Genomic DNA, 23,122 nt, shown 5'->3' on the forward strand with positions numbered 1-23,122 from the left:
GCCGGCAATGATCGAGATGCGGCTCAGCCGCCAAGCCCGTCGAAAAGCGCGGTGGAGAGATAACGCTCGGCAAAGGACGGAATGATCACGACGATGGTCTTTCCGGCATTTTCCGGCCGGCTGCCCACGTCGATCGCAGCTTTCAGCGCCGCACCGGAGGAAATGCCGACCGGCACGCCTTCAAGCCTGGCCACATGTCGGGCGGTCTCCAGCGCGTCGGCACTCGCCACCGTGACGATCTCGTCGTAGACATGCGTATCGAGAATTTTCGGTGCAAAGCCCGCACCGATGCCCTGGATCTTGTGCGGGCCGGGTTCACCACCGGAAAGAACCGGCGATTCCTTCGGTTCGACGGCAATCACCTTCACATCCGGCTTGCGTGCCTTCAAGACCTGGCCGACGCCGGTGATCGTCCCGCCGGTGCCGATCCCGGCAACGAAAATGTCGACCTTGCCCTCGGTATCGTTCCAGATCTCTTCTGCCGTCGTCCTGCGGTGGATCTCCGGGTTGGCCAGGTTTTCGAACTGCTGGGGAATGATGGCGTCGGGCAGTGTCGCGGCAAGTTCCTCGGCCTTGGCGATCGCCCCCTTCATCCCCTTGGGGCCTTCGGTCAGCACCAGTTCGGCGCCGAGCAGCGCCAGCATCTTGCGGCGCTCGATCGACATCGTCTCCGGCATGGTGAGGATCAGCCTGTAGCCCTTGGCTGCCGCCGCAAAGGCGAGCGCGATACCCGTATTGCCCGAGGTCGGCTCGATCAGTGTGGTCTTGCCCGGCGCGATCCTGCCCTCGGCCTCCAGGCTCTCGATCATCGCCACGCCGATACGATCCTTGACCGATGAGATCGGGTTGAAGAATTCCAGCTTGGCAAGAATGGTGGCGTTCACGCCCTTTTCCTTCGCCAGCTTGTCGAGCCGCACGATCGGCGTATTGCCGATCGTTTCGGTAATGGAGGAATAGATTTTGCCGCGTCCGGGCTTGTTATCCGACATGGTACTCTCCTTGAATATGCTGGAGAAGCTAGGCCTTGGCCCGAAGGAATGCCAGCAACGCCGCTCCGCCGAGCGGCCCCAGATGGAAATTCGTTCTGTAAATGATGAGACGAGAAAAATAATCTTTCCACTGAAAGCCAAAACGGTTTGAAATCGCCTTCCAAAGGCGGCGGAAACACCAAGCTGACATGGGGCTTGCTGCATTCCGGATGCCGGTATACGCCTTGCCTGTCGCCCCTGAATGAGGTTTTCGGCCATGAATATTCGTCAATATCTGGTCGTTCCCGGCCTCGCATTTGCGGTGGCTTTTTCGATCCTTGCGCCCTGCATGGCCGCATCGTCCCAGCCGGAGCCCGTACAGACCATCGTCTTCATGCGCCATGGGGAAAAGCCTGCGGCCGGCCTTGGCCAGTTGAGCTGCCAGGGGCTTAACCGGGCGCTGGCCCTGCCGCCGGTTCTCGCGCGCCTGTTCGGTCGCCCGGATCGCCTCTTTGCGCCGGATCCGGCCAAACGCAAGGAAGACGAAGGGACCGAGTATGATTACATCCGTCCGCTTGCCACGATCGAGCCGACCGCCATTGCTGCCGGGCTGCCGGTCGATACATCCGTCGGCTTCGACGATCTGGATGGTTTGAAGAAGGCGCTTGCGCCGCCGCCCGGACATCCCGAACTGGTCTTCGTCGCCTGGGAGCACAAGCAGATCGTCAAGCTGCTAAAGTCGCTCATCAAGGCGGGTGGTGGCGACAAGGATCAGGTGCCGAAATGGAAGGGCGAGGAATTCGACAGCCTTTACATCCTGCGCCGGCCCGTTTCAGGCTCAGGCCGCGTCACCTTCGAACGGCTTGAGGAAGGGCTGGATGGCCAGCCGCAAACCTGCCCCGGCCAGCAGGGCTGAGATGGTGGTTCAGACGCCGGTCGAGCCGAAGCCGCCGGCACCGCGCACCGTTTCCGTCGTCTCGCTGATCTCGGCAACCCGCACCTGCGTCACCGGGGCGATCACCATCTGGGCGATCCGCATGCCGCGGGTAATGACGAAATCCTCGTCGCCGAGATTGATCAGCAGCACCTTCACCTCACCACGATAGTCGCTGTCGATCGTGCCCGGCGTGTTCAGGCATGTGATGCCATTCTTGAACGCGAGGCCCGAGCGCGGACGGATCTGCGCTTCGAAACCGTACGGAACTTCGAAGATGAAGCCGGTCGGCACCAGCGCTCGCTTGCCCGGAGCAATCGTCATCGGCTCCGCGTCGTTGACGGCAGCACGCAGGTCCATGCCGGCCGCCCCCGCCGTTTCATAGGAGGGCAGGTCGAGGCCATTGCCGTTCGGCAAACGGACGAGATTGAGCATCGGCGAAGAAGGGGTGTGAGCGTTCATCGGGCCATTACTTTGCCGCTGCGATCCGCAGGTCAATTGCAATGAGAGGCTTTAGTCGCTAGATACCGCGGCAATTCACAGGATTCCAAGATATGGCCGAAACTCTGGCAGAGGCGGTTTCCCGCCGCCGCACATTTGCGATCATCGCCCACCCGGATGCGGGCAAGACGACGCTTACCGAAAAACTGCTTCTGTTCGGCGGCGCCATCCAGCTTGCCGGCGAGGTCAAGGCCAAGAAGGATCGCATCCAGACGCGTTCCGACTGGATGAAGATCGAGCGTGAGCGCGGCATCTCGGTCGTCACCTCGGTAATGACCTTCGAATATGCCGACAAGGTCTTCAACATCCTCGATACGCCCGGCCACGAGGACTTCGCCGATGACACTTATCGCACGCTGACGGCGGTCGACGCCGCCATCATGGTCATCGACGCCGCCAAGGGTATCGAGCCGCGGACGTTGAAGCTGTTCGAAGTCTGCCGCATGCGCGACATCCCGATCATCACCTTCGTCAACAAGATGGACCGCGAAAGCCGTGACATCTTCGAGATCCTTGACGAAGTCGAGGAAAAGCTGGCGCTCGATACCGCCCCGATCACCTGGCCGATCGGCCGCTCCAAGAGCTTTTGCGGCTCCTACCAGCTGGCGACCAACAAGGTGCGTGGGCCGGATAGCGAAGAGGCGATCTCCGTCAATGGTCCGCAGGCCGTGGCCGACCGGCTGCCGGAAAACGAACGTGCCGCCTTCGTCGAAGAGGTCGAACTCGCGCTCGAAGCCTGCCGTCCCTTCGACCGCCAGGCTTTCCTGGAAGGTCACATGACGCCGGTCTTCTTCGGTTCGGCCCTGCGTAATTTCGGCGTTCGCGATCTGATCAATGCGCTCGGCGATTTCGCACCGCCGCCGCGCGACCAGGTTGCCGATATCCGCACCGTCCATGCCGCCGAAGACAAGATGACGGCCTTCGTCTTCAAGATACAGGCGAACATGGACCCGAACCACCGCGACCGCATCGCCTTCGCCCGCATCTGCTCCGGCAAGCTGGAGCGCGGCATGAAGGCAAGGCTGGCGCGCACCGGCAAACAGCTTGGCCTCACGGCGCCGCAATTCTTCTTTGCCTCCCAGCGCCATATCGCCGATACCGCCTTTGCCGGTGACGTCGTCGGCATTCCGAACCACGGCACGCTTCGTATCGGCGATACGCTGACCGAAGGCGAGGCACTGGTCTTCCAGGGCGTGCCGAACTTCTCGCCGGAAATCCTCCGCCGCGTGCGGCTTGAAGACGCGATGAAGGCGAAGAAACTCAAGGAAGCGCTGCAGCAGATGGCCGAGGAAGGCGTCGTGCAGCTGTTTTCGCCCGAAGACGGGTCTCCCGCCATCGTCGGCGTCGTCGGCGCGCTGCAGCTCGATGTGTTGAAGGAACGCCTGTCGGCCGAATATTCGCTGCCGGTTTCGTTCGAAATGTCACGCTTCTCGGTTTGCCGCTGGATTTCGGCTGACGACAAGGCGGATCTGGAGAAGTTTCTCACCGTCAAGCGTGGTGATATCGCCCGCGATCTCGACGGCGACCCGGTCTTTCTCGCGCAGGACAGTTTCTCGCTGCGCTATGAAGCCGAGCGCTACCCGGCGATCAAGATGGCTGCGATCAAGGAATATCACGTCGTCAAGGCGGCGTGATATTCGGCGCGCGTCAATCCTCCAGCTTCAGCTCCGCCCGCCCGCTGGTGAGATCGGAGATCAGCCGTGAAACGGTGTCCGTCTCCGCTTCCGGCACGCGCAGCACGATGTCTGCGCCGGTGGTGGTAAACTGTTCTTCGGCAATGGCGAGGTCGGGCACGCCCAAAAGCTTCGCCTTCACCCGCGCGAGATCGGAAAAATCGAGCTTTGCCACTCCGATCACGGTCGGCTTTACTTCCATCAGCGGCGCTGCCCTGAGGCAGGCAGCCGCCGTACCGCCATAGGCGCGCACCAGCCCGCCGCTGCCGAGCAGGATCCCGCCGAACCAGCGGGTGACGATGACAACCACATGATCGAGTGACTGGCCGTCTATGGCGGCCAGGATCGGTTTGCCCGCAGTCCCGCTCGGTTCGCCGTCGTCGGAAAACCGATAGGCCGTCCCGATGCGCCACGCCCAGCAATTATGGTTGGCGTCGGCCTGGCCATGTGCCGCGATGGCAGCCTTCGCTTCCTCCTCGGTGGAAACGGGAACCGCATTCGCCAGAAAACGGCTCTTCTTGATGACCTGCTCGAATGCGGCCGCTTGCACTAGCTGAAACATGCTCGAGCAATATCGCCGCGGCGTTGGCAATGGAAGTGGCAGCGCGTCCGCCGCGATTTGAGTGATGCCGCATTGGCCTCATGGTTCGGTCGGTCGACCTGATGTATTCAATGGAATATATCGATTATTGCCGATACGGGAGAAGATGCCATGGTGCGTGAAAACGAAATTCGCCAGAACGAAGTGGGTGTTGTGCCGCCCGAGCCGACCGATGCCGGCCTGACCTTCATCGGCAGGATTTCCACACCCTGGACGTCGCGCATGGAAACACCGCGTCAGGGGCGCCACGATGGTCCGCTCTGCCGGATAGAGATCTACGAGCCGTGGGTTCAGGCCCTGCAGGGCGTCGAGGCATTCGAGCGGCTGGAAATTCTCTATTGGCTGCACCAGTCGCGACGTGATCTCGTGCTGCAGAGCCCGGCCAGCAATGGCAAGGTCCACGGCACGTTTTCACTGCGTTCGCCAGTCAGGCCGAACCCGATCGGAACCTCGATCGTCGCCCTGGAACGGATCGAAGGCAATGTGCTCCTTGTACGCGGGCTCGACTGCCTCGATGGCACCCCGTTGATAGACCTCAAGCCGGATCGCGCCTTGTTCAAGCCGATCGCGCCGCCGCAAAAGGGCGATTTCGAGACCAGCGACGCCGCACCCCATTGCCAGAAGGCATGAACGCAACGGCGGAAAACGCGAAGGCCGCGGTGTGGGGCGCGTTGCATTTGCAACCGACCGTTTCTTGAACCATCGGCCGTTCTTGGGTCCCTTCACTCCAGTGTTGGCGAAGTTCTTGCCGGCACAGCCTCGCGGTTGCGGGGATAATGACGATATTCAGGAGCAATCATATGATCGAAGCCATTTTCGCCTTCCGGGCCAAGCCGGGCAAGGAAGACCAACTGCGCGAAGCGACACTTGCCATCGTCGAGCCGACGCGACGGGAGGCAGGCTGCATCCAGTTCGTCGTCCTGGAAGACGTCAATGCGCCGGGCACCTTCTTCATTCGCGAAACCTGGCGGGATCAGGCGGCTCTCGACGAGCATTTCGCCCAGCCCTATCTGCAGGCACTTGTCGAAATCCACAAGGAGGTTCTGGCGGAACCGCTCAAGCAGCACACGCTCAAGGTCTATCCCTGACTCTAGCTCTTTTTATCCGAGCGGGCGGTGGAGTGCGCTCCACCGCTCCTTGTCGTCAGTCGATGGCGACCATCACGTCGGATGCCTTGATCACCGCATAGGCCTCTGCCCCGACGGCAAGGCCAAGTTCGTCCACCGCCTCGTTGGTGATCGACGAGGTCACGATCAATCCGCTGCCGAGATCGATGCGGACATGCGCGGTCGTTGCACCCTTGGTGACGTCGATAACCTTGCCCTTGAAGCGGTTGCGCGCGCTGATTTTCATTGTAAAGGCTCCATCTGCGGTTGGCTTGCGTCTTCCCGCAGCCAATGACCTCCGGCAGCCGCTGTCAATCGGATAGATCAATCCGCCGTCAGATCCGCAAGGAAATCATCGCACCAACGGTTGATGTCGTATTCGGTCAGATGGTTCATCATCTTCTCCCACCGCTGCTTGCGCTCTTCGAGCGACATGCTGAGGCCGCGGGCGATCGCATGCGCAGTCCCCTCGATGTCGTAGGGATTGACCAGCAATGCCCCGGAAAGCTCACGCGCAGCACCGGCAAAGCGCGACAGCACCAGCACGCCGGGATCTTCCGGGTCCTGCGCAGCCACATATTCCTTGGCGACGAGGTTCATGCCGTCGCGTAGCGGCGTCACCAGCCCGATCTTGGCGAGGCGATAGAGACCGGCGAGAAGCGGCCGCGGTATGGAGCGGTTGACATAGCGGATCGGCGTCCAGTCGACCTGCCCGAGAGCGCCGTTGACCCGCCCCGCCTGCTCGGCCACCGTCCGCTGCATCTGTTCGTATTCCGGCACTTCCGAGCGCGATTTCGGGGTGATCTGCAGATAGGTGACCTGGTTCTGGTAGGCCGGGTTCAGGCGCACGAATTTTTCGAATGCGTCGATGCGCTGGGTGATCCCCTTGGAATAGTCCAGCCGGTCGACGCCGATGATGAGATCGCGACCCTCGATGCTTTCGCGCGCCTTCTTCACCATCGCATTGCGCGAGGCCTTTACGGCATACTGGGCGAAAGGCTTGGTCTCGATCGAGATAGAATAGGCGCCGCCCTTGAACGTATGGCCGTAGGTGGAGAATTTCTTGCCGCCCTCCAGCCGCTCGCCGATCCCTTCTCGCACCAGTCCGCCGCCGAAATTGTCGAGGTCATAGTCGGTCTGGAAGCCGACCAGGTCATATTGCGACAGGCCGCGCATGATCTGCTCATGCACCGGCATGGCAAACAACACATCCGCCGGCGGCCAGGGGATATGTAGGAAGAAGCCGATCTTGTTCTTGAAACCCATCTGCCGAAGTTCGGCAGCAAGCGGGATGAGGTGATAGTCATGCACCCAGATGATGTCGTCGTCTTTCAAGAGCGGCGCCAGCTTGTGGGCGAAGAAGCGGTTGACGCGAAAATAGCCCGCCATTTCCTTGCGGCCGTATTCTGCAAGATCCAGCCGGTAGTGACAGATCGGCCATAAGACCCGGTTGGCGAAACCGTGGTAATATTCCTCGACATCGGTATCGGTGAGGTCGGTCAGCGCATAGGTGATGTTGCCGTGCTCGCGAATATCGAGCTTCTCCGGCTCCCGGTCACCGCTGGAATTCCCCGACCACCCCATCCAGATGCCGCCGCGCTCCTCAAGCGCTGCCTGCAGGGCGACCGCAAGTCCGCCGGCCGGCGCATCGCCTGCCTTCTTGGGAACGGTGACACGGTTCGAAACGACCACAAGTCGGCTCAAGGCAAATTCCTTTCAAATATCAAATAGCGTAGGGCCGGGCGCATCAGCGTGCGAGACCGGCCAGAATGCTGCGAAGTTCGCCGGCAGAGGCGATCAGCATCGCCGCCCGGCTGGACGTGCCATCCGGCAAAATCGCTCCGCCGATCCGCACCGATAGGCCGCCAAGCGCATTGGTGGCGGCAAACATCGCCTCATCTGTCAGATCGTCGCCGATTGCGACAGGCAGCCGGCCGGCAAAGGGTGGGGTGGCAAGATAGGCCCTCAATGCCTCTCCCTTGCTGGCGCGGGCGGGCCGCAGCTCGATCACCATCTTGCCGCGCTGCAGGGTGAACGCATCGCCCGCGTCTGCCGCGGCACGCTCCATCAGCGCTTCGAGATCGGCCTGCCGCTCCGGCGCCTGGCGATAGTGAGCCCCGACGGCCGCTCCCTTGTCCTCGATCAGCACGCCGTCCCATCGGCTCGCCTCTTCGGCGATACGCATCTTCAGCGCCTCGAATTGCGGCGTCACTGAAACCCGGTCGATCGTGCCGTCGGCCAAGCGCCGCTCCGCGCCATGAAGCCCGGCAATCGGAAAGCGATAGGGTTCGAAAAGCCTGTCGGCATAGGAAAGCGCCCGGCCGGTCACCAGCGCCAACGCGCCTGAAAACCTGTTCGCCAGGCGGTCGAGGTCGGAAGGCAGCTCGGCCGGCACCACTATGCCGTCCGGGGTCGGCGCAAGATCGATCAGCGTGCCGTCTATGTCGAGAAAAAGCGCCCAGCGGTCAAACTGTGCGAGCAAGTCCGAAAGCCTGTTTCCGGGCGGTGAAAGATCGGCCGGGTGTGGGCCGGACTTGGGCTGTATCTGCTGCGACATAAAGGGGTATCTAGGCTTCAAGCCCGGCGCGGCAACCCTTCATGCCACGGAATGGCCGCAAACGGGGCCGTCTGTACGGTATCGTTCGGACGGATAGCGGCCGCCGGTTTCTTAATTTTCGTTGCAAAATGTGATCTTTTCGCAGTCGCAAAATTGTCATGAATCTTGGTAGCTTCATATTTCGTTAGGCGAATGAATCGACCCTTCCATGAGCGCGGTGTGTCTGCCGCAAAAATCGACCGGAGTGACAGGACAAATGTGCCGTTGGGCAGCCTATAGAGGCGAACCGCTTTATCTCGAAGAGCTTGTTTCATCGCCTGCGCATTCCCTGATCGAACAGTCCCATTGTGCCACGCGCGCAAAAACGGCGACAAACGGCGATGGTTTCGGCATCGCCTGGTATGGTGACAGGCCGGAGCCCGGCCGCTACCGCGATGTGCTTCCGGCCTGGTCAGACTGCAATCTGCGAAGTCTCGCCCGCCAGATCCGCTCCCCCCTGTTTCTCGCGCATGTGCGGGCAGCCACCACCGGCGCGACGCGTCGGGACAACTGTCATCCCTTCGTCCATGGCCGCTGGTCTTTCATGCACAATGGCCAGATCGCCAATTTCGACCGGATCCGCCGGTCCATGGAAGGCCTTCTGTCGGATGAGCTGTTCGCCGCACGCACCGGCACGACCGACAGCGAGATGATTTTCCTCCTCGCCCTGCAACTGGGCCTCGATGCCGATCCTCTTGGCGCGATGGAAAAGGCGGTTGCCACCGTCGAGGCGCTGTCGATGGAAAAATCGGGCGAAGCCCTGGTGCGCTTCACCTCCTGCTTTTCCGATGGCAAGCAGCTTTATGCCGTGCGCTACGCGACCGACCACAGGCCGCCGACGCTTTACGCGGCGCCCATGGGTGGCTCTGCCGGCGCCCGCAGCGGCTATTGTCTCGTCTCCGAACCGCTGAATGACGAAGCCGATACCTGGGTGGAAATTCCCGATGGCAGTGCCGTCAAGGTCTGCCCGGACGGCATGCAGGCGCTGCTGTTCCAGCCCCGGCTGCTTGCGGAAGCGGCCTGAAAATTCAGCCGAGCTCCTCTAGTCGAGCCTCTGTGCGATCAGCGCCGCAAGCCGCTCGGCCACATCGTCCTTGGCAAGGTCCGGCCATTCGTCGATCCCCTCCGCCGAGATGATCTTCACCCGGTTGCGGTTGCCGCCCATCACACCGCTTTCGGGAGAAACATCATTGGCAACGATCATGTCCGCGCCTTTGCGTGCCAGTTTGGCTCGGCCGTTCGCCTCGACATTTTCCGTTTCCGCAGCAAACCCGACGACCAGTTTCGGCCGTTTTTGATGATGGCCGACGGTTTTCAGGATGTCCGGGTTTTCAGTAAGGGCCAGGGGCGCAGGCGCTTCGCCGGGTTGCTTCTTGATCTTCTGGCCGGATGACGCAGCAACGCGCCAGTCGGCGACCGCCGCGACCATGACAGCGATATCGGCCGGCAGGTGGCGTGTGACCGCCTCGAGCATCTCCTCGGCGCGTTCCACATGCACGGTCGTCACGCCGGCAGGGTCGGGGATCGTCACAGGTCCGGAGATAAGCGTGACATCGGCACCGAGCCTGGCGAGGGCTGCCGCAATGGCGTGTCCCTGCTTTCCTGAAGAGCGGTTGGCAATATAGCGCACCGGGTCGATCGGCTCGTGCGTCGGCCCCGAGGTGACGATGGCGGTACGCCCCTTGAGCGGCTTCGCCCCGTCGTCCAGCATGCCAATCACGGCATCCACGATCTGCAGCGGCTCGGCCATGCGGCCGACCCCTGCCTCGTTGCTTTCGGCCATCTCTCCGGCCATCGGGCCGATAAGGGTAATGCCGTCACCCTTGAGCGTCTCGACATTGCGCCTTGTCGGCGCGGCGGCCCACATCTTCGGGTTCATGGCAGGCGCCAGCAGCACCGGCCGGTCGGTGGCCAGAAGCACGGTGCTGGCAAGATCGTCGGCCAGGCCGTTCGCTATCTTCGCCATCAGGTTTGCCGTGGCCGGCGCGACCAGCACCAGATCGCAGTCGCGCGCCAGTCTGATATGTCCGACATCCTGCTCGTCTTCGCGCGAAAAGAGATCGGCATAGACATGGCCGGAAGAGAGCGCCCCAACCGCAAGCGGGGTGATGAATTCCTGCGCCGCCTTCGTCATGATCGGTCTCACCTCGGCACCGCGTTCACGCAGGCGCCGGATCAGGTCGAGGCTCTTATAGGCCGCGATGCCGCCGGAAATGATGAGAAGGATGCGCTTGCCGTTCAGTACCATGATCTTGCCTGCCTGCCGATTGGCCGGAAGCTAAGGTTTCAACCTCCAACTTGCAATCTTCTTTCCCGTCGCGTGGTGAACGGGGAATGGCTCTACTTGCCTGCGACACCACGCTACGCTACCAATCTGCCATGGCCGGATGCGGCCAGCCGCCCGCGGTTTTCTCGCCATGGTGAACGCATCCACCCGACCTTCATCCTTGCCACCCGGCCAATGATGACGAACGGATCAGCAATGCGGGCCCTGATCTTCCGGTTCGTCCATTGAAGGGATGATGTCATGCGCGATTTCCGCGATGCGAAACTGATGGCCAAGGCACTGCGCGAGGCGCTTGCCGAAGCAAAAGTCGAGATTTCCCATAGCAAGGCACTGGATGTGGTCTCCGCCCAGTTCGGTTATGACGACTGGAACGTTCTGGCAGCAAAGATCGACGCAGCCGGTCCGGTGCAGCGGAAGGACCCGATTTCGATCCAGCCGGCCATCCCGATCTTCCGCATCTTCGATGTCGCCAAGGCCATGGAATTCTACCGCGATTTCCTAGGCTTCACCGTCGATTGGGACCACCGTTTCGCACCGACCGCGCCGCTCTATTGCCAGATGTCGCGCAGCGGCATGCAGATCCATCTCTCCGAACATGCAGGCGATGCGTCGCCCGGCGCCCGCGTTTTCGTGCCCATGTCCGGGGCTGCTGCCTTCCACAGGGAACTGACGGCCAAGAACTATCCCTACATGCGGCCGGGCCTGGAACAGGCGCCCTGGGGTCTGGAAGTGACGGTGATCGATCCGTTCAGCAATCGCATCACCTTCTGCGAACGCGAGATCAAGGGGTAGCCTGCAGGTCGCTCAGACCAGGCCGAACAGGTTGAGGGCAATCGGCGATCGCTGCTCCTTCATCATGGCGATGCCGAGCCTTGCCATCAGCGGCGGCCCCTCGATCGGCCGGAAGACGACGCCGTCGATCCCGATCTTCGCCAGCGATTTCGGTACGATCGACACGCCGAGACCGGCTGCGACAAGGTTCACGACGGAAGGGATCTGCGGGGCTTCTTGTGTCACGTTCGGCTCGAACCCGGCATCCTTGCAGGCCCGCAGGATGTCGATATAGAGGCTGAGGCCCATATTGCGCGGGAAGGTTATGAACGGCTCGCCGGCGAGGCTGGCGAGCTTGACGCGGCTTTGTGCCGCAAGCAGGTGGCCGGCCGGCAGCGCAATCAACATCGGTTCGTCGGCCATGCGTTTCAGCCTCACGCCCGCCGTGTCTTCGAGCCCGGGCCGTATGAAGGCCGCATCGAGCTCGCCCTTGGCCAGCTTCTCCATCAGCCAGTTGCTGTTCATCTCGATGAGTGACAGCGCCACCTCCGGCCATCGCGCCCTGAACTGCCGGATGATCCCGGTCACGGCCGGGTTGAAGGTGGCCGATGCGGTAAATCCCAGCGCCAGGCGGCCTGTATCGCCTCTGGCAGCCTGCTGTGCGGCGAGTTTTGCCCTGTCTGCGGCGGCGAGCGTGACCTTTGCCTCGGCGAGAAACGCCGCTCCCGATGCCGTCAGCTCGGCGCCATGGGGCACACGGTGAAACAGCAGCGATCCGATCTCGTTTTCAAGATCGCGGATCTGCTGGCTGAGCGGCGGCTGGCCGATGCCGAGCTTTGCAGCGGCCCGGGTGAAGTTCAATTCTTCCGCCACGGCCACGAAATAACGAAGGTGCCTCAGTTCCATATGTAAAACCTATCACAAACGCCTCCTCCATATATTGGACACATAAGCGCAGGTCGAATAAATTTCGGGCATCTACAAAGGTCACTTTTATCATGCCCTCCGCCGCAGTCAGCCGTCCATTAGAACCCGAAATCAATTTAGCGCCCGCCACCGTCACCAGCGTCCCGCCGTCTGATCCTCCCAAGCAATATCTGACGCGCGGGACCTCCGCATACCGCAAGGCGAGCTTTGCGCTCTTCCTCTCCGGTTACTCGACCTTCGCGCTGCTTTATTGCGTGCAGCCGCTGATGCCGATCTTCTCCCGTGAATTCAGCGTCAGCCCCGCCGTCAGCTCATTGTCGCTATCGCTCTCGACCGGCTTGCTCGCGGTGGCCATCTTCTGCGCCGCCGCCGTTTCCGAACGGTTCGGCCGCCGCAGCCTGATGTTCTGTTCGCTGATGGGCGCATCGCTCTGCACACTCGCCTGTGCCCTCATGCCCAGCTGGACGCTCATCCTCGTCATCCGGGCGCTGGAAGGCCTGTTGCTCGGCGGTGTCCCTGCCGTTGCCATGGCCTATCTGTCGGAAGAGATCGACCCGAAGGGCATCGGTGCTGCCATGGGCCTCTATATCGCCGGCAATGCGCTGGGCGGCATGTCGGGCCGGGTCTTCACCGGCATACTGGCGGAGTTCCTCTCCTGGCGGGTTGCTCTGGGCGTGATCGCCGTCTTCGGCATTGCCGCCGCGATCGGCTTTTTCACCCTCCTGCCGCCCTCGCGCAATTTTTCGCCGCGCCGGTCCAATATCAGCTACCACGTCTCGGCTTGGCTCGGTCATGTCAGCCAGAGCGCGCTGGCACTGCTCTTCATCATCGGCTTCCTGCTGATGGGCTCCTTCGTGACGATCTATAACTATGCCGGCTTCCGGCTGGTCGCCGCGCCCTACTATCTCAACCAGACCGAACTCGGCCTGATCTTCACCGCCTATCTGTTCGGTGTCGGTTCGTCCTGGGTCGGCGGCACGCTGAGCGACCGCTTCGGCCGCTATCCGGTGATGATGGCGGGTGTCATTCTGATGTTTGCCGGTGTTCTCACCACGTTGGCTTCCTCGCTGGTGCTCATCATTCTCGGCGTCGCCATGTTGACGGCCGGTTTCTTCATGGCCCATGCGGTGGTGAGCGCCCTGATCGGGCGCCTGGCCCGCGGCAACAAGGGCCATGCCTCGGCACTCTACCTGCTCTGCTACTATCTCGGCTCCAGCATTGCCGGTTCCGTCGGTGGCAAGTTCTGGAGCGCCGGTGGCTGGTCGGCGGTTATCACCTTCACCGGTATCATGCTGGCTCTGGCCCTGGTTGCCGGCCAGACCTCCTATTTCATCAGCCGCCGAGCTGCCTGAAAAACCTCTCTAACCCTTCGCCTGGCCCGAACTCACGGCCGGGCGAGGGGGCTGAACAGGCTGGGTGACCAGCCTGAACTCGGTCATTTCCTTTTCGCTGAGATAGTAGAGCCGGTCCGGCGGCGTCTCCAGCGCATGCAACCAAAGGCCGGGACCGATCCCCATCTGCTGGAGAAACTTGGCAATGCGCGCCGTCGTCGACTGGACGTTCGACATGGCCTGTTTCGCCGAAGGCCGCTCACGGCTGCCGTTGAATACCTGGTGCACGCCGATGATCGCGTCCTTTTCCGCCATGCGCTGAACGCCACCGGCAAGAACGATCGGGCAGGACGAGGCGCAGAGCGCCCTTGCCGCAACCTTTGTCGAGAGCTTCTTCTCCCGGATCAGTGCCGCCATGGAAAGCGCGTCGTCCACCGAACCGCCCGGAGAATCGAGCTGCACGGTCTTCACATATTCGCCGCGCGCCTCGATCTCCCTGGCAAAGCGTGCGCCGGCGCCCGGATCTATCGTGCCCTCTGCCATCAGCACTCCGCCGGGGTCGAGCTCGAACGTCATCTTCTGCCGCAGAACCTCGCCGGAGCTTGCGGGCTCGACGGGCGGCGACGCGGGGCGCCCGTCCGTCAGCGCCGGCGGCAATACCGGCTCGCCGTCATGCAGCGGGTCGATATCCGGCATCGAGGCCTCGGTCGTCAGCATTTCCCGCAGATCGACCACGACAAATGTAATGGACGCAGCCAGCAGCGCATAGAACACGCCGCGCATCACCACTCCGTCATCGATGCGGCGGATCACCTCAGCGATCGTCATGCAGCCGGTCCCGGCGTGAGCGGGTATCGATCGTGGTGATATTGTTGGGTTCGTCCGGGCTGCCGTTACCCTCGGCTATTGCCGGCTCGGTATCGGCCTGCGCGCGTGGTCCCGCTCCGGGCTCTTTCTGCTCGACGACACGTTCCGTTTGATCGTCAGCCCTGGCGAAGGCTTCGAGATCGACGCCGTTGGCGGCAAGTGTCCGCTGGATTTCCATCGCTCTCAGAAGCTCCGCAGCGGTGATACGCTCGGCAAAGGGCAGCTTCTCCTCTTGCCGGCGGATCGCCGCATGGACGACGGCCAGGATGAAGACCAGCACGCCGGGCAGAAGATCGATCGAGATCGCACCGGCCCAGGCAGGGATGAAGTCCTGCGCATAACGCAGCACCGCTTCCGCCGAAGACAGCGGCACGAAGCGCCGCTCGGCCACCGGCGGGTTGGAGAGGATCTCGTCAGCCGCCTTGGCCAGCGCCTTGGATTGCGCTGCAACCGAAGTGCGGATCGTCGCCATCACCTGATCCTGCCGGTTGACGAGATTGGCATCGGTGCCGTCGGCCACCGGCGCGATGAAGCCGAGCGACAGGTCGTCGGCCGCGCGGCGGATCGATGGTGCGATGGACGTCTGGGCAAGCGACGTGATGACGCCGGTGAGTGCCACAGCCTCGTTGGCAAACTGGTCGGAGCGCGGTGCGACGAGACCGGGCGCAGAGACGAGCGACCGCATCGTCTCCAGCCGTTTCTGCCCCTGTTCGAACAGCTCGGTCACCTGCTCGCGCGAGGCGTTGATGCCGTTTTCCAGGTCTTTCATCTGGTCGGACATCTGGCTCAGCAACTGCACGACGCTGCCAGAGCCATTGGTCCCCGTCAGCGCCCCAGACTGGCGCTCGACGGCGGCAAGCTGGGCAAACCGCTCGCCGGCCCGCTGGATATCCGGCAGCAGGCTCTGCGCGGCAAGCGCATTCTGGTGGGCGCGGTCGAGATCGGCCGTATAATCCTCGACCGTTTCGGCAAGATGCTGCTCGACGGCGGCCGAGCCGGCAAGGGCGGCGGCATTCAGCCAGCTCGACATCGCCATGATCATCGCCGCTCCCGCAGCCATGACGCAAAGCATTGCCGCGCGGCCGGTATGGGAGGTCACATGCGGATAGAACCGCGCCATGTAGGACCAGAAGGCGTAGATGCCGACAGACACCGATGCGGAATAGATGATCGCGGCGAAAAAGACCGCAGTCGGCGAGCCGTCTAGAAGCGAGCGAACCCCGAGATAGGTATAGACGCCGGAGGCGAGCGCCAGAACGGCAAGCGCGAAACGGGTCATGGTTTCGACGGCGGCGATACCGTCATTCAGCCGCTGCGAAGCGCCAAGCGCCATGGGCGATCTCCGAAAGAGGGACCTGTTCCTCCATGAAGTGATGACGAAGCTGGCGGAATCAAGGCCCGGTTGCGAACATCGAAGAATGCCCGGTACCAGGACTGACCCTGCAGGCAAGGCGTGACTAAGCCTCGACCCCCTGCATGCCGACGCCGCCGAGCGCGAAAAACCCGTCGATTGCATGGATCGGCGAAATGCCGATCAGCTGTTCAAGGAAGGCATCGGAGGCGAGTTCCTCCTCGATCGCCTCCACCTCCGCCGACAACGCCCGATCGACGGTATAGAAGGCGGCATGCTTGCGCACCACCTCGTAGATCAGCCCGACAGCCCCGCCCGGCTGATCGCCGTGAATGTCCATTGCCTGAGCCGCCAGCAGGGCTTCCAGACCGGCAAGACGGCGCAACGCCCTGACCTGCCGTTCGAAACGCTCGATGACCAGAGGCAGAAAGGCGGCCTCGTCCTCCATGCCGCCGGCAACGACCAGCGACTGCGCCGAGACAGGATTGGTCATCGACAACACGCGGGAGAAAATGTCGCCGGCAAGCTTGATCACCGGGCCGAAGCCGGTGGCGATGACGCCGGGCGGCACCAGATTGACGGGCAGGTCGCGCCGCTGCCCGTTGCCGAGCAGGACACAGCGGTTGAAGGAATTGCGCGCTGCATGGGCCATGCAGAGCACCGCCGATTCCATCAGCACGGTGACATCGAGCGGCAGTGATCCGCCGGAGGTCAGAACCCGCCCGTCGACGATGACCGGATTGTCGTCCGAGCGTCCGGTCGCGGCAAGGATCTTGTGGCCGGCCGACAGCACACTTTCGAAGACGGAACCGAACACCTGGGCGATCATCCGGAGGCTGAGTGGATCCTGCACCTGCGTGCCGCTTGGCCATGCCCAGCCCTGCGAGGCGGTCAGCAGCCAGGAGCCGATCATCGCCTCGCGCGGCGTGCCCACATGGGTCACGGCAAGCCATGGATCGCGGGAAGCACCCATGGCGCCCGAGGCGGCAAGCCCGGTCGCCAGCAGAACCCGCAATGCGCCTGCTGCCGCACGCACCGTCCGGGCGGCAGCGGCAAAGCTGACGGCGTTGACGCTGAGCGAGGCAAGGCTGTCGCGTGGCGCCATCCGCTGCGGCGCAATGCCGGCCGCCTCGAAAGCCTCCGCCGCGGGCATGCGTCGCCCCTGATAGACGGCCTCGCCGACACCGGTCAGCACCGCGCCGATCTGCCCCATCAGTCCGATATCCGCGCAACCGATTGAACCGGTGCGCCGCACGATCGGGATCACGTCGGTTCGCAAGAGATCGAGATAGCTCTCGACCAGTTCCGGCGTGCAGCCGACATAGCCGGAAAGCGCGGTGTTTACTCTCAGCGCGATGGCATTGCGCACGACGGACGTGGGAAACGGCTCGCCGGTGCCGAAATGATGGGCGCGCACGAGGCCGAGGTTGAACTGGTCGAGTTCGTCATTCGACCAGGCGATATCCTTCATCGCCCCGACGCCGGTCGTCGCGCCATAGACCGGCATGCCGTCGGCGATCGCCTGCTCCAGCACGGCGCGCGCCGCCCCCACCCGTGCCATGCCGTCAGGATCGGCGGAAACAGTGGCGCGACCATCGCCGATCACCAGCAGTTCCGCAAACCCGAGCGGCTGGCCGGTGAGTTGGATATGGATCTGCGTCTGCGGCATCGGCTTCCTCTTTCAGGCCATGCTACAGTATTGCACTTCACCGGGCGCGGGATATCCCAAAAACCGGACAGCCGCGTCGCATGGCAGCCCGTCAGTGGGTGATGGCGATATAGAGCAGCGATAGCGCGATGATCCAGAGCGCCAGTCGGCCATAACGGCTGTGGCGGGCCTCCGCCTTGCCGATCGCCTCTGCCGTCTCCGCGTCGAAACGCAGGCCGTTCTCGCTCATGCTGACCAGTTCGCGATGCAGCGTCTCGGTCTTCACGGCGATTTCCGGCAGCGCCTCGGCGAGCTTGATTGCAGCCTTGGCGCCATCCTTGAGATCGGAAACGATCCGCTTCGGACCGAGATTGTCGCGGATCCACTGGCCGACGACCGGCTCCGATGCCTTCCACATGTTGAAGCGCGGATCCAGCATGCGCGAGACGCCTTCGACCACGACCATCGTCTTCTGCAGCAGGACCAGTTCCGGTCGTGCCTGCATTTCGAAAAGGTCGGTCACCTCGAAGAGCAATGCCAGAAGCCGCGCCATAGAGATCGTCTCGGCCGGCTGGCCATGGATCGGTTCGCCGATCGCCCGGATCGCCTGGGCGAAGGCCGCAACGTCGTGATGGCCCGGTACGTAGCCGGCTTCGAAATGCACTTCGGCAACCCGCATGTAATCGCGGGTGATGAAGCCGAACAGGATTTCGGCGAGGAAACGCCGTTCCTTCTTGCCCAGCCGCCCGGTAATGCCCATGTCGACGGCGACGATCGTGCCGCCATGCTCGACGAACAGGTTGCCCGGATGCATGTCCGCATGGAAGAAGCCATCGCGCAACGTGTGCCGGAGAAATGACTGGATCAGTGTTTCGGCAAGCTTGTCGAGATCGTGGCCGGCGGCACGCAGACCGGCGATATCGTTCATCTTGACGCCGTCGATCCATTCCATGGTGATGACGTCGCGGCCGGTCCGCTCCCAGTCGACGGTCGGCACGCGAAAGCCGGGATCGTCCTTGGTGTTCTCGGCGATTTCGGAAAGGGCGGCGGCCTCAAGCCGCAGATCCATCTCCATCTTGGTCGTCTGCTCGAGCGTACGGGTAACCTCGACCGGCTTCAGCCGCCGGCTGGAGGGGATGAAACGCTCCTGCAGATGCGAAAGAAGGTATTGCCCCTCGATATCGTGGGCAAACCGCTGTCTCACACCGGGGCGCACCACCTTGACCGCCACCTTGCGGCCATCGACCAGGCAGGGATGTACCTGCGCGATCGAGGCGGCGGCGATCGGTTCGCCGAAATCCGCGTAGAGTTCGTCGACCTTGCGACCAAGCGAGGCCTCGATGGCACTGCGGGCTGCAGTGGTCGGGAAAAACGACATGCGGTCCTGGAGCAGCGCCAGATCGACCGCCCAGTCGACGCCGACCACATCCGGACGCGTCGCAAGAAACTGGCCGATCTTCACATAGGAAGGTCCCAGCCGGTCGACGGCGCGTGCCAGCCGCTCGCTGCGCTTCTGCTTCAGTGCCCGCTTGCTGGCAAACGGCTGCATCAGCGATTTCATCAATCCGACGAACGCGGGAAGGCCATCGGTCGGCATGTCCGATACCACGCCTTCGCGGACAAGGACCCAGCCGACGCGGGCGAGCCGGAAATAGGCGCCAATCGTGCTCATGCGGTCAGAGTTTCCAGCCGGAATGCAGGGCGGCAATGCCACCGGTATAGTTCGTGTAGTTCACGCGCGAGAAACCGGCAGCGCGGATCATCGTCGCGAAACTTTCCTGGTTGGGAAACTTGCGGATCGATTCCACCAGATACTGGTAGGGTTCCGCATCGCCGGTGATCATCCTGCCGAATTGCGGGATCGCCTTGAACGACCATTCTTCATAGATCTTGTCGAGCAGCGGCATGTCGACTTCGGAAAATTCGAGCACCAGCAGGCGTCCGCCGCGCTTCAGCACCCGATAGGCTTCCGACAGCGCGACATCGATGCGCGGCACGTTGCGGATGCCGAAGGCGATCGTATAGGCGTCGAAGGAATTGTTCTCGAAGGGAAGCGATTCCGCATTCGCCTCGACGAAATCGAGATTGTCGGAAAGCTTCTTCTTGGCGGCGCGCTCGGCGCCGACGGCAAGCATCGAGCCGTTGATGTCGAGCACGGTCGTATGCGCCTTGCGCCCCGAAGCCTCGACGATGCGAAACGCGATGTCGCCGGTGCCGCCGGCAACGTCGAGCGTCCGGTAACCCTCTTCCTTGCGTGGCGAGAGCGCTGCGATCATCGCATCCTTCCACACCCGGTGCATGCCGGCCGACATCACGTCGTTCATGATGTCGTAGCGCTTGGCCACCTTGTGAAAGACGTCGTTGACCAGTCCCTGCTTTTCTCCGTCGGCCACCTGTCGGAAGCCGTAGGAGGTTTCCATTCCGCCTTCGGCGCCGGTTCGGGCTTCGGTCATCGACTGCTCCTTGATGTCTTCTCTTCAGCCGGCCGACCGTAGCGAAAAGGATTGTCGATCGCTATCTGGTGGATGGCTTGATGGATGAATTGTAATGTCAGTCCGGTCTATAGATCACCGGCGCCGTTGTTGAAACAGGAAGTTAGGTATCAATGCCCGAATTGCCAGAGGTGGAAACAGTCAGACGCGGGCTTGCTCCCACGATGGAGGGGGCAACCGTCACGAGGCTGGATCTCAATCGCCCCGATCTCAGGTTTCCGTTCCCGGATGCCTTTGCCGAAAGGGTTGCCGGCCGCCGCATCGTTTCGCTCGGGCGACGGGCGAAATACCTGCTCATCGACTTCGAGGACGATCTGACGCTGATCAGCCATCTCGGCATGTCCGGCTCCTTCCGCATAGAGGAAGAGCTGCAGGGCGATTTTCATCACCCCCGTTCCAAGGATGCCAGGCACGACCACGTCGTTATTCATCTTGAAGGCGGGTATCTTGATGGAGGGATGGTCGATGGCAAGCCAGGGCCGCGCAAGGTGATCTATAATGATCCGCGCCGTTTCGGCTTCATGCATCTGTGGAAGCGCAGTGAACTCGATCTTTACCCGGCCTTTGCCGAACTGGGCCCGGAGCCGACCGGCAACGCCCTGAATGCCGATTATCTCGCCGAACGCCTGCGCGGAAAGAGCCAGCCGCTCAAGGGCGCGCTGCTCGACCAGACGGTCATTGCCGGTCTTGGCAATATCTATGTCTGCGAGGCGCTGTGGCGCTCGCATCTGTCACCGAAGCGCCAGTCCGGCACGCTGGTCACCCCCGGCGGCAAGCCCAGGAAGGAATTGCTGCGATTGACCGATGCGATCCGCGCGGTCATCGCCGATGCGATTGCTGCCGGCGGATCGTCGCTGCGTGACCATATCCAGACGGATGGCTCGCTCGGATATTTCCAGCATTCCTTCTCCGTCTATGATCGTGAGGGCGGTGCTTGCCGCTCACCCGGCTGCAACGGTACGGTTGACCGCATAACCCAGTCGGGCAGGTCGACCTTCTTTTGCGCCGCCTGCCAGAAATAGCGAGGAGACACCGGTGAGCCATCAAGCCGACTATGAAACGATCCTGACGGAAACCCGGGGCGCGGTGGCGATCATCACGCTGAACCGCCCCAAGGCCCTCAACGCGCTGAACTCGACCGTGATGGCCGAGCTGACCGCAGCTCTTGCCGCCTATGACAAAGATGAGGGGGTTGCCGCCGTTATCCTGACAGGGTCGGAAAAGGCCTTTGCCGCCGGCGCCGACATCAAGGAAATGCAGTCGCTCGACTTCGCCGACGCCTATCTGGGAGACTTCATCTCGGGATGGGATGCGGTGGCATCCTTCCGCAAGCCGCTGATTGCCGCCGTATCGGGCTTCGCACTTGGCGGCGGCTGCGAGCTTGCGATGATGTGCGATTTCATCATCGCCGCAGATACGGCAAAGTTCGGCCAGCCGGAAATTACCCTCGGCATCATTCCCGGCATGGGCGGCTCGCAGCGCCTGGCGCGTGCCGTCGGCAAGGCCAAGGCGATGGATATGGTCCTGACAGGCCGGATGATGGATATGGCGGAGGCGGAACGTACAGGACTCGTATCGCGTGTGGTCGAGGCCGAAAAATTGATGGATGAGGCTCTCTCTGCAGCAACGAAGATCGCAGGTCATTCGCGCACTTCGGTTCTGATGGCCAAGGAGGCGGTCAACCGGTCATTCGAGGGTACGCTTGCGGAAGGCCTGCGTTTCGAGCGGCGGCTGTTCCAGTCGCTGTTTGCCACTGCCGACCAGAAGGAAGGCATGGCCGCTTTCGTCGAAAAGCGCAAACCCGCCTTTTCCAACCGCTAACTGCTGAAAAAGCGCGTTGACGGGGGCGGGTATTCCGGCTATATGCCCGCCCACAGTTGGGAAAGCCTCTTCACGGCTTCCTCTATTGCTCCCGAATTGCTGGATGATGGGTCGCAGGACCGGCGGCAACGGTGGAGTGTTGGTTCGAATTCGTAGAGAGGCATGAAATGGCCAATACAACTTCGGCGAAAAAGGCGACCCGCAAGATCGCTCGCCGTACCGCAGTCAACAAGGCTCGCCGTTCGCGCGTCCGTGGCTTCATCCGCAAGGTTGAAGAAGCGATCGCAACCGGTGACGTCTCCGTTGCTGCCGCTGCACTCAAGGCTGCCCAGCCGGAGATTGCCCGCGCTGCTACCAAGGGCGTCCTTCACAGCAACACGGCATCCCGCAAGGTGTCCCGTCTTGCTGCCCGTGTGAAGGCTCTGTCCGCCTAAGCCGGCTAACAATTTTAGACTTTTCTGAAAGCCTGGTCTCGCGACCGGGCTTTCTGTGATTCTGCCTTTGGCATTGATCATTGTCCGGCTCAATAACGAATTCGTGTCACTGCTGTGACAGAAAAAGCTTATATTAATGAATGGCTTACGAGAGGTGGTTGAACTTTCGGGGCGACTTGACAGGCGCCCTTCCAGGGCATTTTTGAGTCAAGCGATTTTTTATTTTTCCTGTGAATCACGATGGCTTGAGATAGCCAAATTTGAATCCCATTGATTCAACAGCGATTCTTTCTGGCGCGCCCTGCGACATTCTAAACACGCGGCAAGAGTCAACGGTCGGCCCTTAATTTTGGGTAAAAAACGCTGTTGATCTTGCCAGGTGATCCTGCCTAAATGGCTCTCAGCAAGGGGCTCGGGGACATCTTCAGGAGCTTGAGTTCACCGCCTCCTAGAGAGACGGTGGCGAAAGCTTCTTGTTCCTTGCTGCGGGATAGATATGCCCGTTTTCCATAAACCTTCGGTTGCAGGCCGAAAAGCTATCCGCTTTTCGGAAGCAGTCGTTTTGTGTCCGCAGATTGCCACGGCAATCGTCGGAACGGCAATACATATGGTGCGTCATGACGAGGATGATGCGCCGGGGAGACCCAAGCCAGCCGACCGTTGCGAGGTGGTCGGGCGGCAACCTTCATTCTGGCGGATGAAGGAGGGACAGGGAGGGTTATGGCCTTTCTCCTTCGGAGAAGGGCTCGAGTGAAATTTAAGATCATGTCTGGCGAAAGGAATTCGCCGGGCTCCATTCAAAAGGCGGCAAATA

At 62.0% G+C, this 23,122-nt stretch carries 23 protein-coding genes; 10 read left to right on the plus strand and 13 right to left on the minus strand.

All coding sequences use genetic code 11. From position 1 onward, the window contains the following. Window positions 1-23: 23 nt before the first annotated feature. Window positions 24-989 (minus strand): cysteine synthase A, encoded by a 966-nt coding sequence (gene cysK, locus NCHU2750_RS20690; protein ID WP_119942715.1) that lies wholly within the window; start codon window positions 987-989, stop codon window positions 24-26. Between the two features lie 256 nt (window positions 990-1,245). On the opposite strand from cysK, the gene NCHU2750_RS20695 reads away from it, so the two are divergent. Further along, on the plus strand, window positions 1,246-1,884 hold the full coding sequence (locus NCHU2750_RS20695; protein ID WP_245480295.1) for a hypothetical protein: 639 nt from the start codon (window positions 1,246-1,248) through the stop codon (window positions 1,882-1,884). Between the two features lie 9 nt (window positions 1,885-1,893). On the opposite strand, the gene dut is transcribed toward NCHU2750_RS20695, so the two are convergent. Continuing rightward, window positions 1,894-2,364, minus strand: coding sequence for a dUTP diphosphatase (dut, locus tag NCHU2750_RS20700; protein WP_119942717.1), 471 nt, complete (start codon window positions 2,362-2,364; stop codon window positions 1,894-1,896). Window positions 2,365-2,456: 92 nt separating this feature from the next. On the opposite strand from dut, the gene NCHU2750_RS20705 reads away from it, so the two are divergent. Beyond that, window positions 2,457-4,037, plus strand: coding sequence for a peptide chain release factor 3 (locus NCHU2750_RS20705; protein ID WP_119942719.1), 1,581 nt, complete (start codon window positions 2,457-2,459; stop codon window positions 4,035-4,037). 13 nt (window positions 4,038-4,050) lie between these two features. Here the strand turns inward: NCHU2750_RS20705 and NCHU2750_RS20710 are convergent, their stop codons facing one another. After that, a complete protein-coding gene (locus NCHU2750_RS20710) occupies window positions 4,051-4,638 on the minus strand; it encodes an IMPACT family protein (RefSeq protein ID WP_119942721.1) in 588 nt (195 codons plus the stop codon). Between the two features lie 150 nt (window positions 4,639-4,788). Between NCHU2750_RS20710 and tsaA the strand changes: the two genes are divergently transcribed. Continuing rightward, window positions 4,789-5,307, plus strand: a complete 519-nt coding sequence (gene tsaA, locus NCHU2750_RS20715) for a tRNA (N6-threonylcarbamoyladenosine(37)-N6)-methyltransferase TrmO (RefSeq protein WP_119942724.1) — start codon at window positions 4,789-4,791, stop codon at window positions 5,305-5,307. Window positions 5,308-5,477: 170 nt separating this feature from the next. Continuing rightward, window positions 5,478-5,765 (plus strand): putative quinol monooxygenase, encoded by a 288-nt coding sequence (locus NCHU2750_RS20720; RefSeq protein ID WP_119942726.1) that lies wholly within the window; start codon window positions 5,478-5,480, stop codon window positions 5,763-5,765. Between the two features lie 55 nt (window positions 5,766-5,820). Here the strand turns inward: NCHU2750_RS20720 and NCHU2750_RS20725 are convergent, their stop codons facing one another. From NCHU2750_RS20725 to otsB, 3 genes are all read right to left on the minus strand, one after another. Next, window positions 5,821-6,030, minus strand: a complete 210-nt coding sequence (locus NCHU2750_RS20725; RefSeq protein ID WP_119942728.1) for a TOBE domain-containing protein — start codon at window positions 6,028-6,030, stop codon at window positions 5,821-5,823. Between the two features lie 77 nt (window positions 6,031-6,107). Next, complete coding sequence (otsA, locus tag NCHU2750_RS20730; RefSeq protein ID WP_119942730.1) at window positions 6,108-7,487, minus strand: alpha,alpha-trehalose-phosphate synthase (UDP-forming); 1,380 nt, start codon at window positions 7,485-7,487, stop codon at window positions 6,108-6,110. Window positions 7,488-7,530: 43 nt separating this feature from the next. Further along, the gene (gene otsB / locus NCHU2750_RS20735; protein ID WP_119942732.1) at window positions 7,531-8,340 is read right to left on the minus strand and encodes a trehalose-phosphatase; all 810 of its coding nucleotides are present in this window, start codon (window positions 8,338-8,340) and stop codon (window positions 7,531-7,533) included. Between the two features lie 256 nt (window positions 8,341-8,596). On the opposite strand from otsB, the gene NCHU2750_RS20740 reads away from it, so the two are divergent. Further along, window positions 8,597-9,403, plus strand: coding sequence for a class II glutamine amidotransferase (locus NCHU2750_RS20740; protein WP_119942734.1), 807 nt, complete (start codon window positions 8,597-8,599; stop codon window positions 9,401-9,403). 18 nt (window positions 9,404-9,421) lie between these two features. Here NCHU2750_RS20740 and coaBC read toward each other — a convergent pair whose 3' ends face one another. Next, entirely contained in the window at window positions 9,422-10,627 is a 1,206-nt protein-coding gene (gene coaBC, locus NCHU2750_RS20745) for a bifunctional phosphopantothenoylcysteine decarboxylase/phosphopantothenate--cysteine ligase CoaBC (protein WP_119942736.1), read from the minus strand. A gap of 279 nt (window positions 10,628-10,906) precedes the next feature. Here coaBC and NCHU2750_RS20750 point away from each other — a divergent pair, with 279 nt between their 5' ends. Continuing rightward, window positions 10,907-11,458: a glyoxalase superfamily protein gene (locus tag NCHU2750_RS20750; RefSeq protein ID WP_119942738.1), complete on the plus strand. Its 552-nt coding sequence runs from the start codon at window positions 10,907-10,909 to the stop codon at window positions 11,456-11,458. 12 nt (window positions 11,459-11,470) lie between these two features. Here the strand turns inward: NCHU2750_RS20750 and NCHU2750_RS20755 are convergent, their stop codons facing one another. Continuing rightward, window positions 11,471-12,343 carry a LysR family transcriptional regulator gene (locus tag NCHU2750_RS20755; protein ID WP_119942740.1) on the minus strand — a complete coding sequence of 291 codons (873 nt, stop codon included), beginning with the start codon at window positions 12,341-12,343 and terminating at the stop codon, window positions 11,471-11,473. Window positions 12,344-12,435: 92 nt separating this feature from the next. Between NCHU2750_RS20755 and NCHU2750_RS20760 the strand changes: the two genes are divergently transcribed. Beyond that, window positions 12,436-13,716, plus strand: coding sequence for an MFS transporter (locus NCHU2750_RS20760; RefSeq protein ID WP_119942742.1), 1,281 nt, complete (start codon window positions 12,436-12,438; stop codon window positions 13,714-13,716). Window positions 13,717-13,725: 9 nt separating this feature from the next. Here NCHU2750_RS20760 and NCHU2750_RS20765 read toward each other — a convergent pair whose 3' ends face one another. From NCHU2750_RS20765 to ubiE, 5 genes are all read right to left on the minus strand, one after another. Next, complete coding sequence (locus NCHU2750_RS20765; RefSeq protein ID WP_119942744.1) at window positions 13,726-14,523, minus strand: COG3904 family protein; 798 nt, start codon at window positions 14,521-14,523, stop codon at window positions 13,726-13,728. Then, window positions 14,510-15,895 (minus strand): hypothetical protein, encoded by a 1,386-nt coding sequence (locus tag NCHU2750_RS20770; RefSeq protein ID WP_119942746.1) that lies wholly within the window; start codon window positions 15,893-15,895, stop codon window positions 14,510-14,512. The genes NCHU2750_RS20765 and NCHU2750_RS20770 overlap by 14 nt, the downstream gene beginning before the upstream one ends. Before the next feature lie 124 nt (window positions 15,896-16,019). Continuing rightward, window positions 16,020-17,582 (minus strand): aromatic amino acid ammonia-lyase, encoded by a 1,563-nt coding sequence (locus tag NCHU2750_RS20775; RefSeq protein WP_119942748.1) that lies wholly within the window; start codon window positions 17,580-17,582, stop codon window positions 16,020-16,022. Between the two features lie 91 nt (window positions 17,583-17,673). Beyond that, entirely contained in the window at window positions 17,674-19,233 is a 1,560-nt protein-coding gene (ubiB, locus tag NCHU2750_RS20780; protein ID WP_119942750.1) for a 2-polyprenylphenol 6-hydroxylase, read from the minus strand. Between the two features lie 4 nt (window positions 19,234-19,237). Further along, a complete protein-coding gene (gene ubiE / locus NCHU2750_RS20785) occupies window positions 19,238-20,014 on the minus strand; it encodes a bifunctional demethylmenaquinone methyltransferase/2-methoxy-6-polyprenyl-1,4-benzoquinol methylase UbiE (protein ID WP_119942752.1) in 777 nt (258 codons plus the stop codon). A 152-nt stretch (window positions 20,015-20,166) separates the two neighbouring features. Between ubiE and mutM the strand changes: the two genes are divergently transcribed. The 3 genes from mutM (at window position 20,167) to rpsT (ending at window position 22,308) form a co-directional block, all read left to right on the plus strand. Further along, window positions 20,167-21,075 carry a bifunctional DNA-formamidopyrimidine glycosylase/DNA-(apurinic or apyrimidinic site) lyase gene (gene mutM / locus NCHU2750_RS20790; protein ID WP_119942754.1) on the plus strand — a complete coding sequence of 303 codons (909 nt, stop codon included), beginning with the start codon at window positions 20,167-20,169 and terminating at the stop codon, window positions 21,073-21,075. Between the two features lie 13 nt (window positions 21,076-21,088). Beyond that, window positions 21,089-21,874 carry an enoyl-CoA hydratase gene (locus NCHU2750_RS20795; protein WP_119942756.1) on the plus strand — a complete coding sequence of 262 codons (786 nt, stop codon included), beginning with the start codon at window positions 21,089-21,091 and terminating at the stop codon, window positions 21,872-21,874. 167 nt (window positions 21,875-22,041) lie between these two features. Continuing rightward, window positions 22,042-22,308, plus strand: coding sequence for a 30S ribosomal protein S20 (rpsT, locus tag NCHU2750_RS20800; protein WP_119942758.1), 267 nt, complete (start codon window positions 22,042-22,044; stop codon window positions 22,306-22,308). The last annotated feature ends 814 nt before the right edge of the window (window positions 22,309-23,122 follow it).

It is taken from the genome of Neorhizobium sp. NCHU2750 (genome assembly GCF_003597675.1).
GTDB lineage: Bacteria > Pseudomonadota > Alphaproteobacteria > Rhizobiales > Rhizobiaceae > Neorhizobium.

Bases quoted from the DNA above. Each gene is read 5' to 3' on its own strand.
- mutM (WP_119942754.1), top strand. From the start codon at position 20,167: ATGCCCGAATTGCCAGAGGTGGAAACAGTCAGACGCGGGCTTGCTCCC.
- NCHU2750_RS20710 (WP_119942721.1), bottom strand. From the start codon at position 4,638: ATGTTTCAGCTAGTGCAAGCGGCCGCATTCGAGCAGGTCATCAAGAAG.
- otsB (WP_119942732.1), bottom strand. From the start codon at position 8,340: ATGTCGCAGCAGATACAGCCCAAGTCCGGCCCACACCCGGCCGATCTT.
- tsaA (WP_119942724.1), top strand. From the start codon at position 4,789: ATGGTGCGTGAAAACGAAATTCGCCAGAACGAAGTGGGTGTTGTGCCG.
- NCHU2750_RS20725 (WP_119942728.1), bottom strand. From the start codon at position 6,030: ATGAAAATCAGCGCGCGCAACCGCTTCAAGGGCAAGGTTATCGACGTC.
- NCHU2750_RS20695 (WP_245480295.1), top strand. From the start codon at position 1,246: ATGAATATTCGTCAATATCTGGTCGTTCCCGGCCTCGCATTTGCGGTG.
- NCHU2750_RS20755 (WP_119942740.1), bottom strand. From the start codon at position 12,343: ATGGAACTGAGGCACCTTCGTTATTTCGTGGCCGTGGCGGAAGAATTG.
- NCHU2750_RS20720 (WP_119942726.1), top strand. From the start codon at position 5,478: ATGATCGAAGCCATTTTCGCCTTCCGGGCCAAGCCGGGCAAGGAAGAC.
- NCHU2750_RS20705 (WP_119942719.1), top strand. From the start codon at position 2,457: ATGGCCGAAACTCTGGCAGAGGCGGTTTCCCGCCGCCGCACATTTGCG.
- NCHU2750_RS20760 (WP_119942742.1), top strand. From the start codon at position 12,436: ATGCCCTCCGCCGCAGTCAGCCGTCCATTAGAACCCGAAATCAATTTA.
- coaBC (WP_119942736.1), bottom strand. From the start codon at position 10,627: ATGGTACTGAACGGCAAGCGCATCCTTCTCATCATTTCCGGCGGCATC.
- NCHU2750_RS20775 (WP_119942748.1), bottom strand. From the start codon at position 17,582: ATGCCGCAGACGCAGATCCATATCCAACTCACCGGCCAGCCGCTCGGG.
- dut (WP_119942717.1), bottom strand. From the start codon at position 2,364: ATGAACGCTCACACCCCTTCTTCGCCGATGCTCAATCTCGTCCGTTTG.
- NCHU2750_RS20740 (WP_119942734.1), top strand. From the start codon at position 8,597: ATGTGCCGTTGGGCAGCCTATAGAGGCGAACCGCTTTATCTCGAAGAG.
- NCHU2750_RS20770 (WP_119942746.1), bottom strand. From the start codon at position 15,895: ATGGCGCTTGGCGCTTCGCAGCGGCTGAATGACGGTATCGCCGCCGTC.
- NCHU2750_RS20750 (WP_119942738.1), top strand. From the start codon at position 10,907: ATGCGCGATTTCCGCGATGCGAAACTGATGGCCAAGGCACTGCGCGAG.
- cysK (WP_119942715.1), bottom strand. From the start codon at position 989: ATGTCGGATAACAAGCCCGGACGCGGCAAAATCTATTCCTCCATTACC.
- ubiE (WP_119942752.1), bottom strand. From the start codon at position 20,014: ATGACCGAAGCCCGAACCGGCGCCGAAGGCGGAATGGAAACCTCCTAC.
- NCHU2750_RS20765 (WP_119942744.1), bottom strand. From the start codon at position 14,523: ATGACGATCGCTGAGGTGATCCGCCGCATCGATGACGGAGTGGTGATG.
- rpsT (WP_119942758.1), top strand. From the start codon at position 22,042: ATGGCCAATACAACTTCGGCGAAAAAGGCGACCCGCAAGATCGCTCGC.
- ubiB (WP_119942750.1), bottom strand. From the start codon at position 19,233: ATGAGCACGATTGGCGCCTATTTCCGGCTCGCCCGCGTCGGCTGGGTC.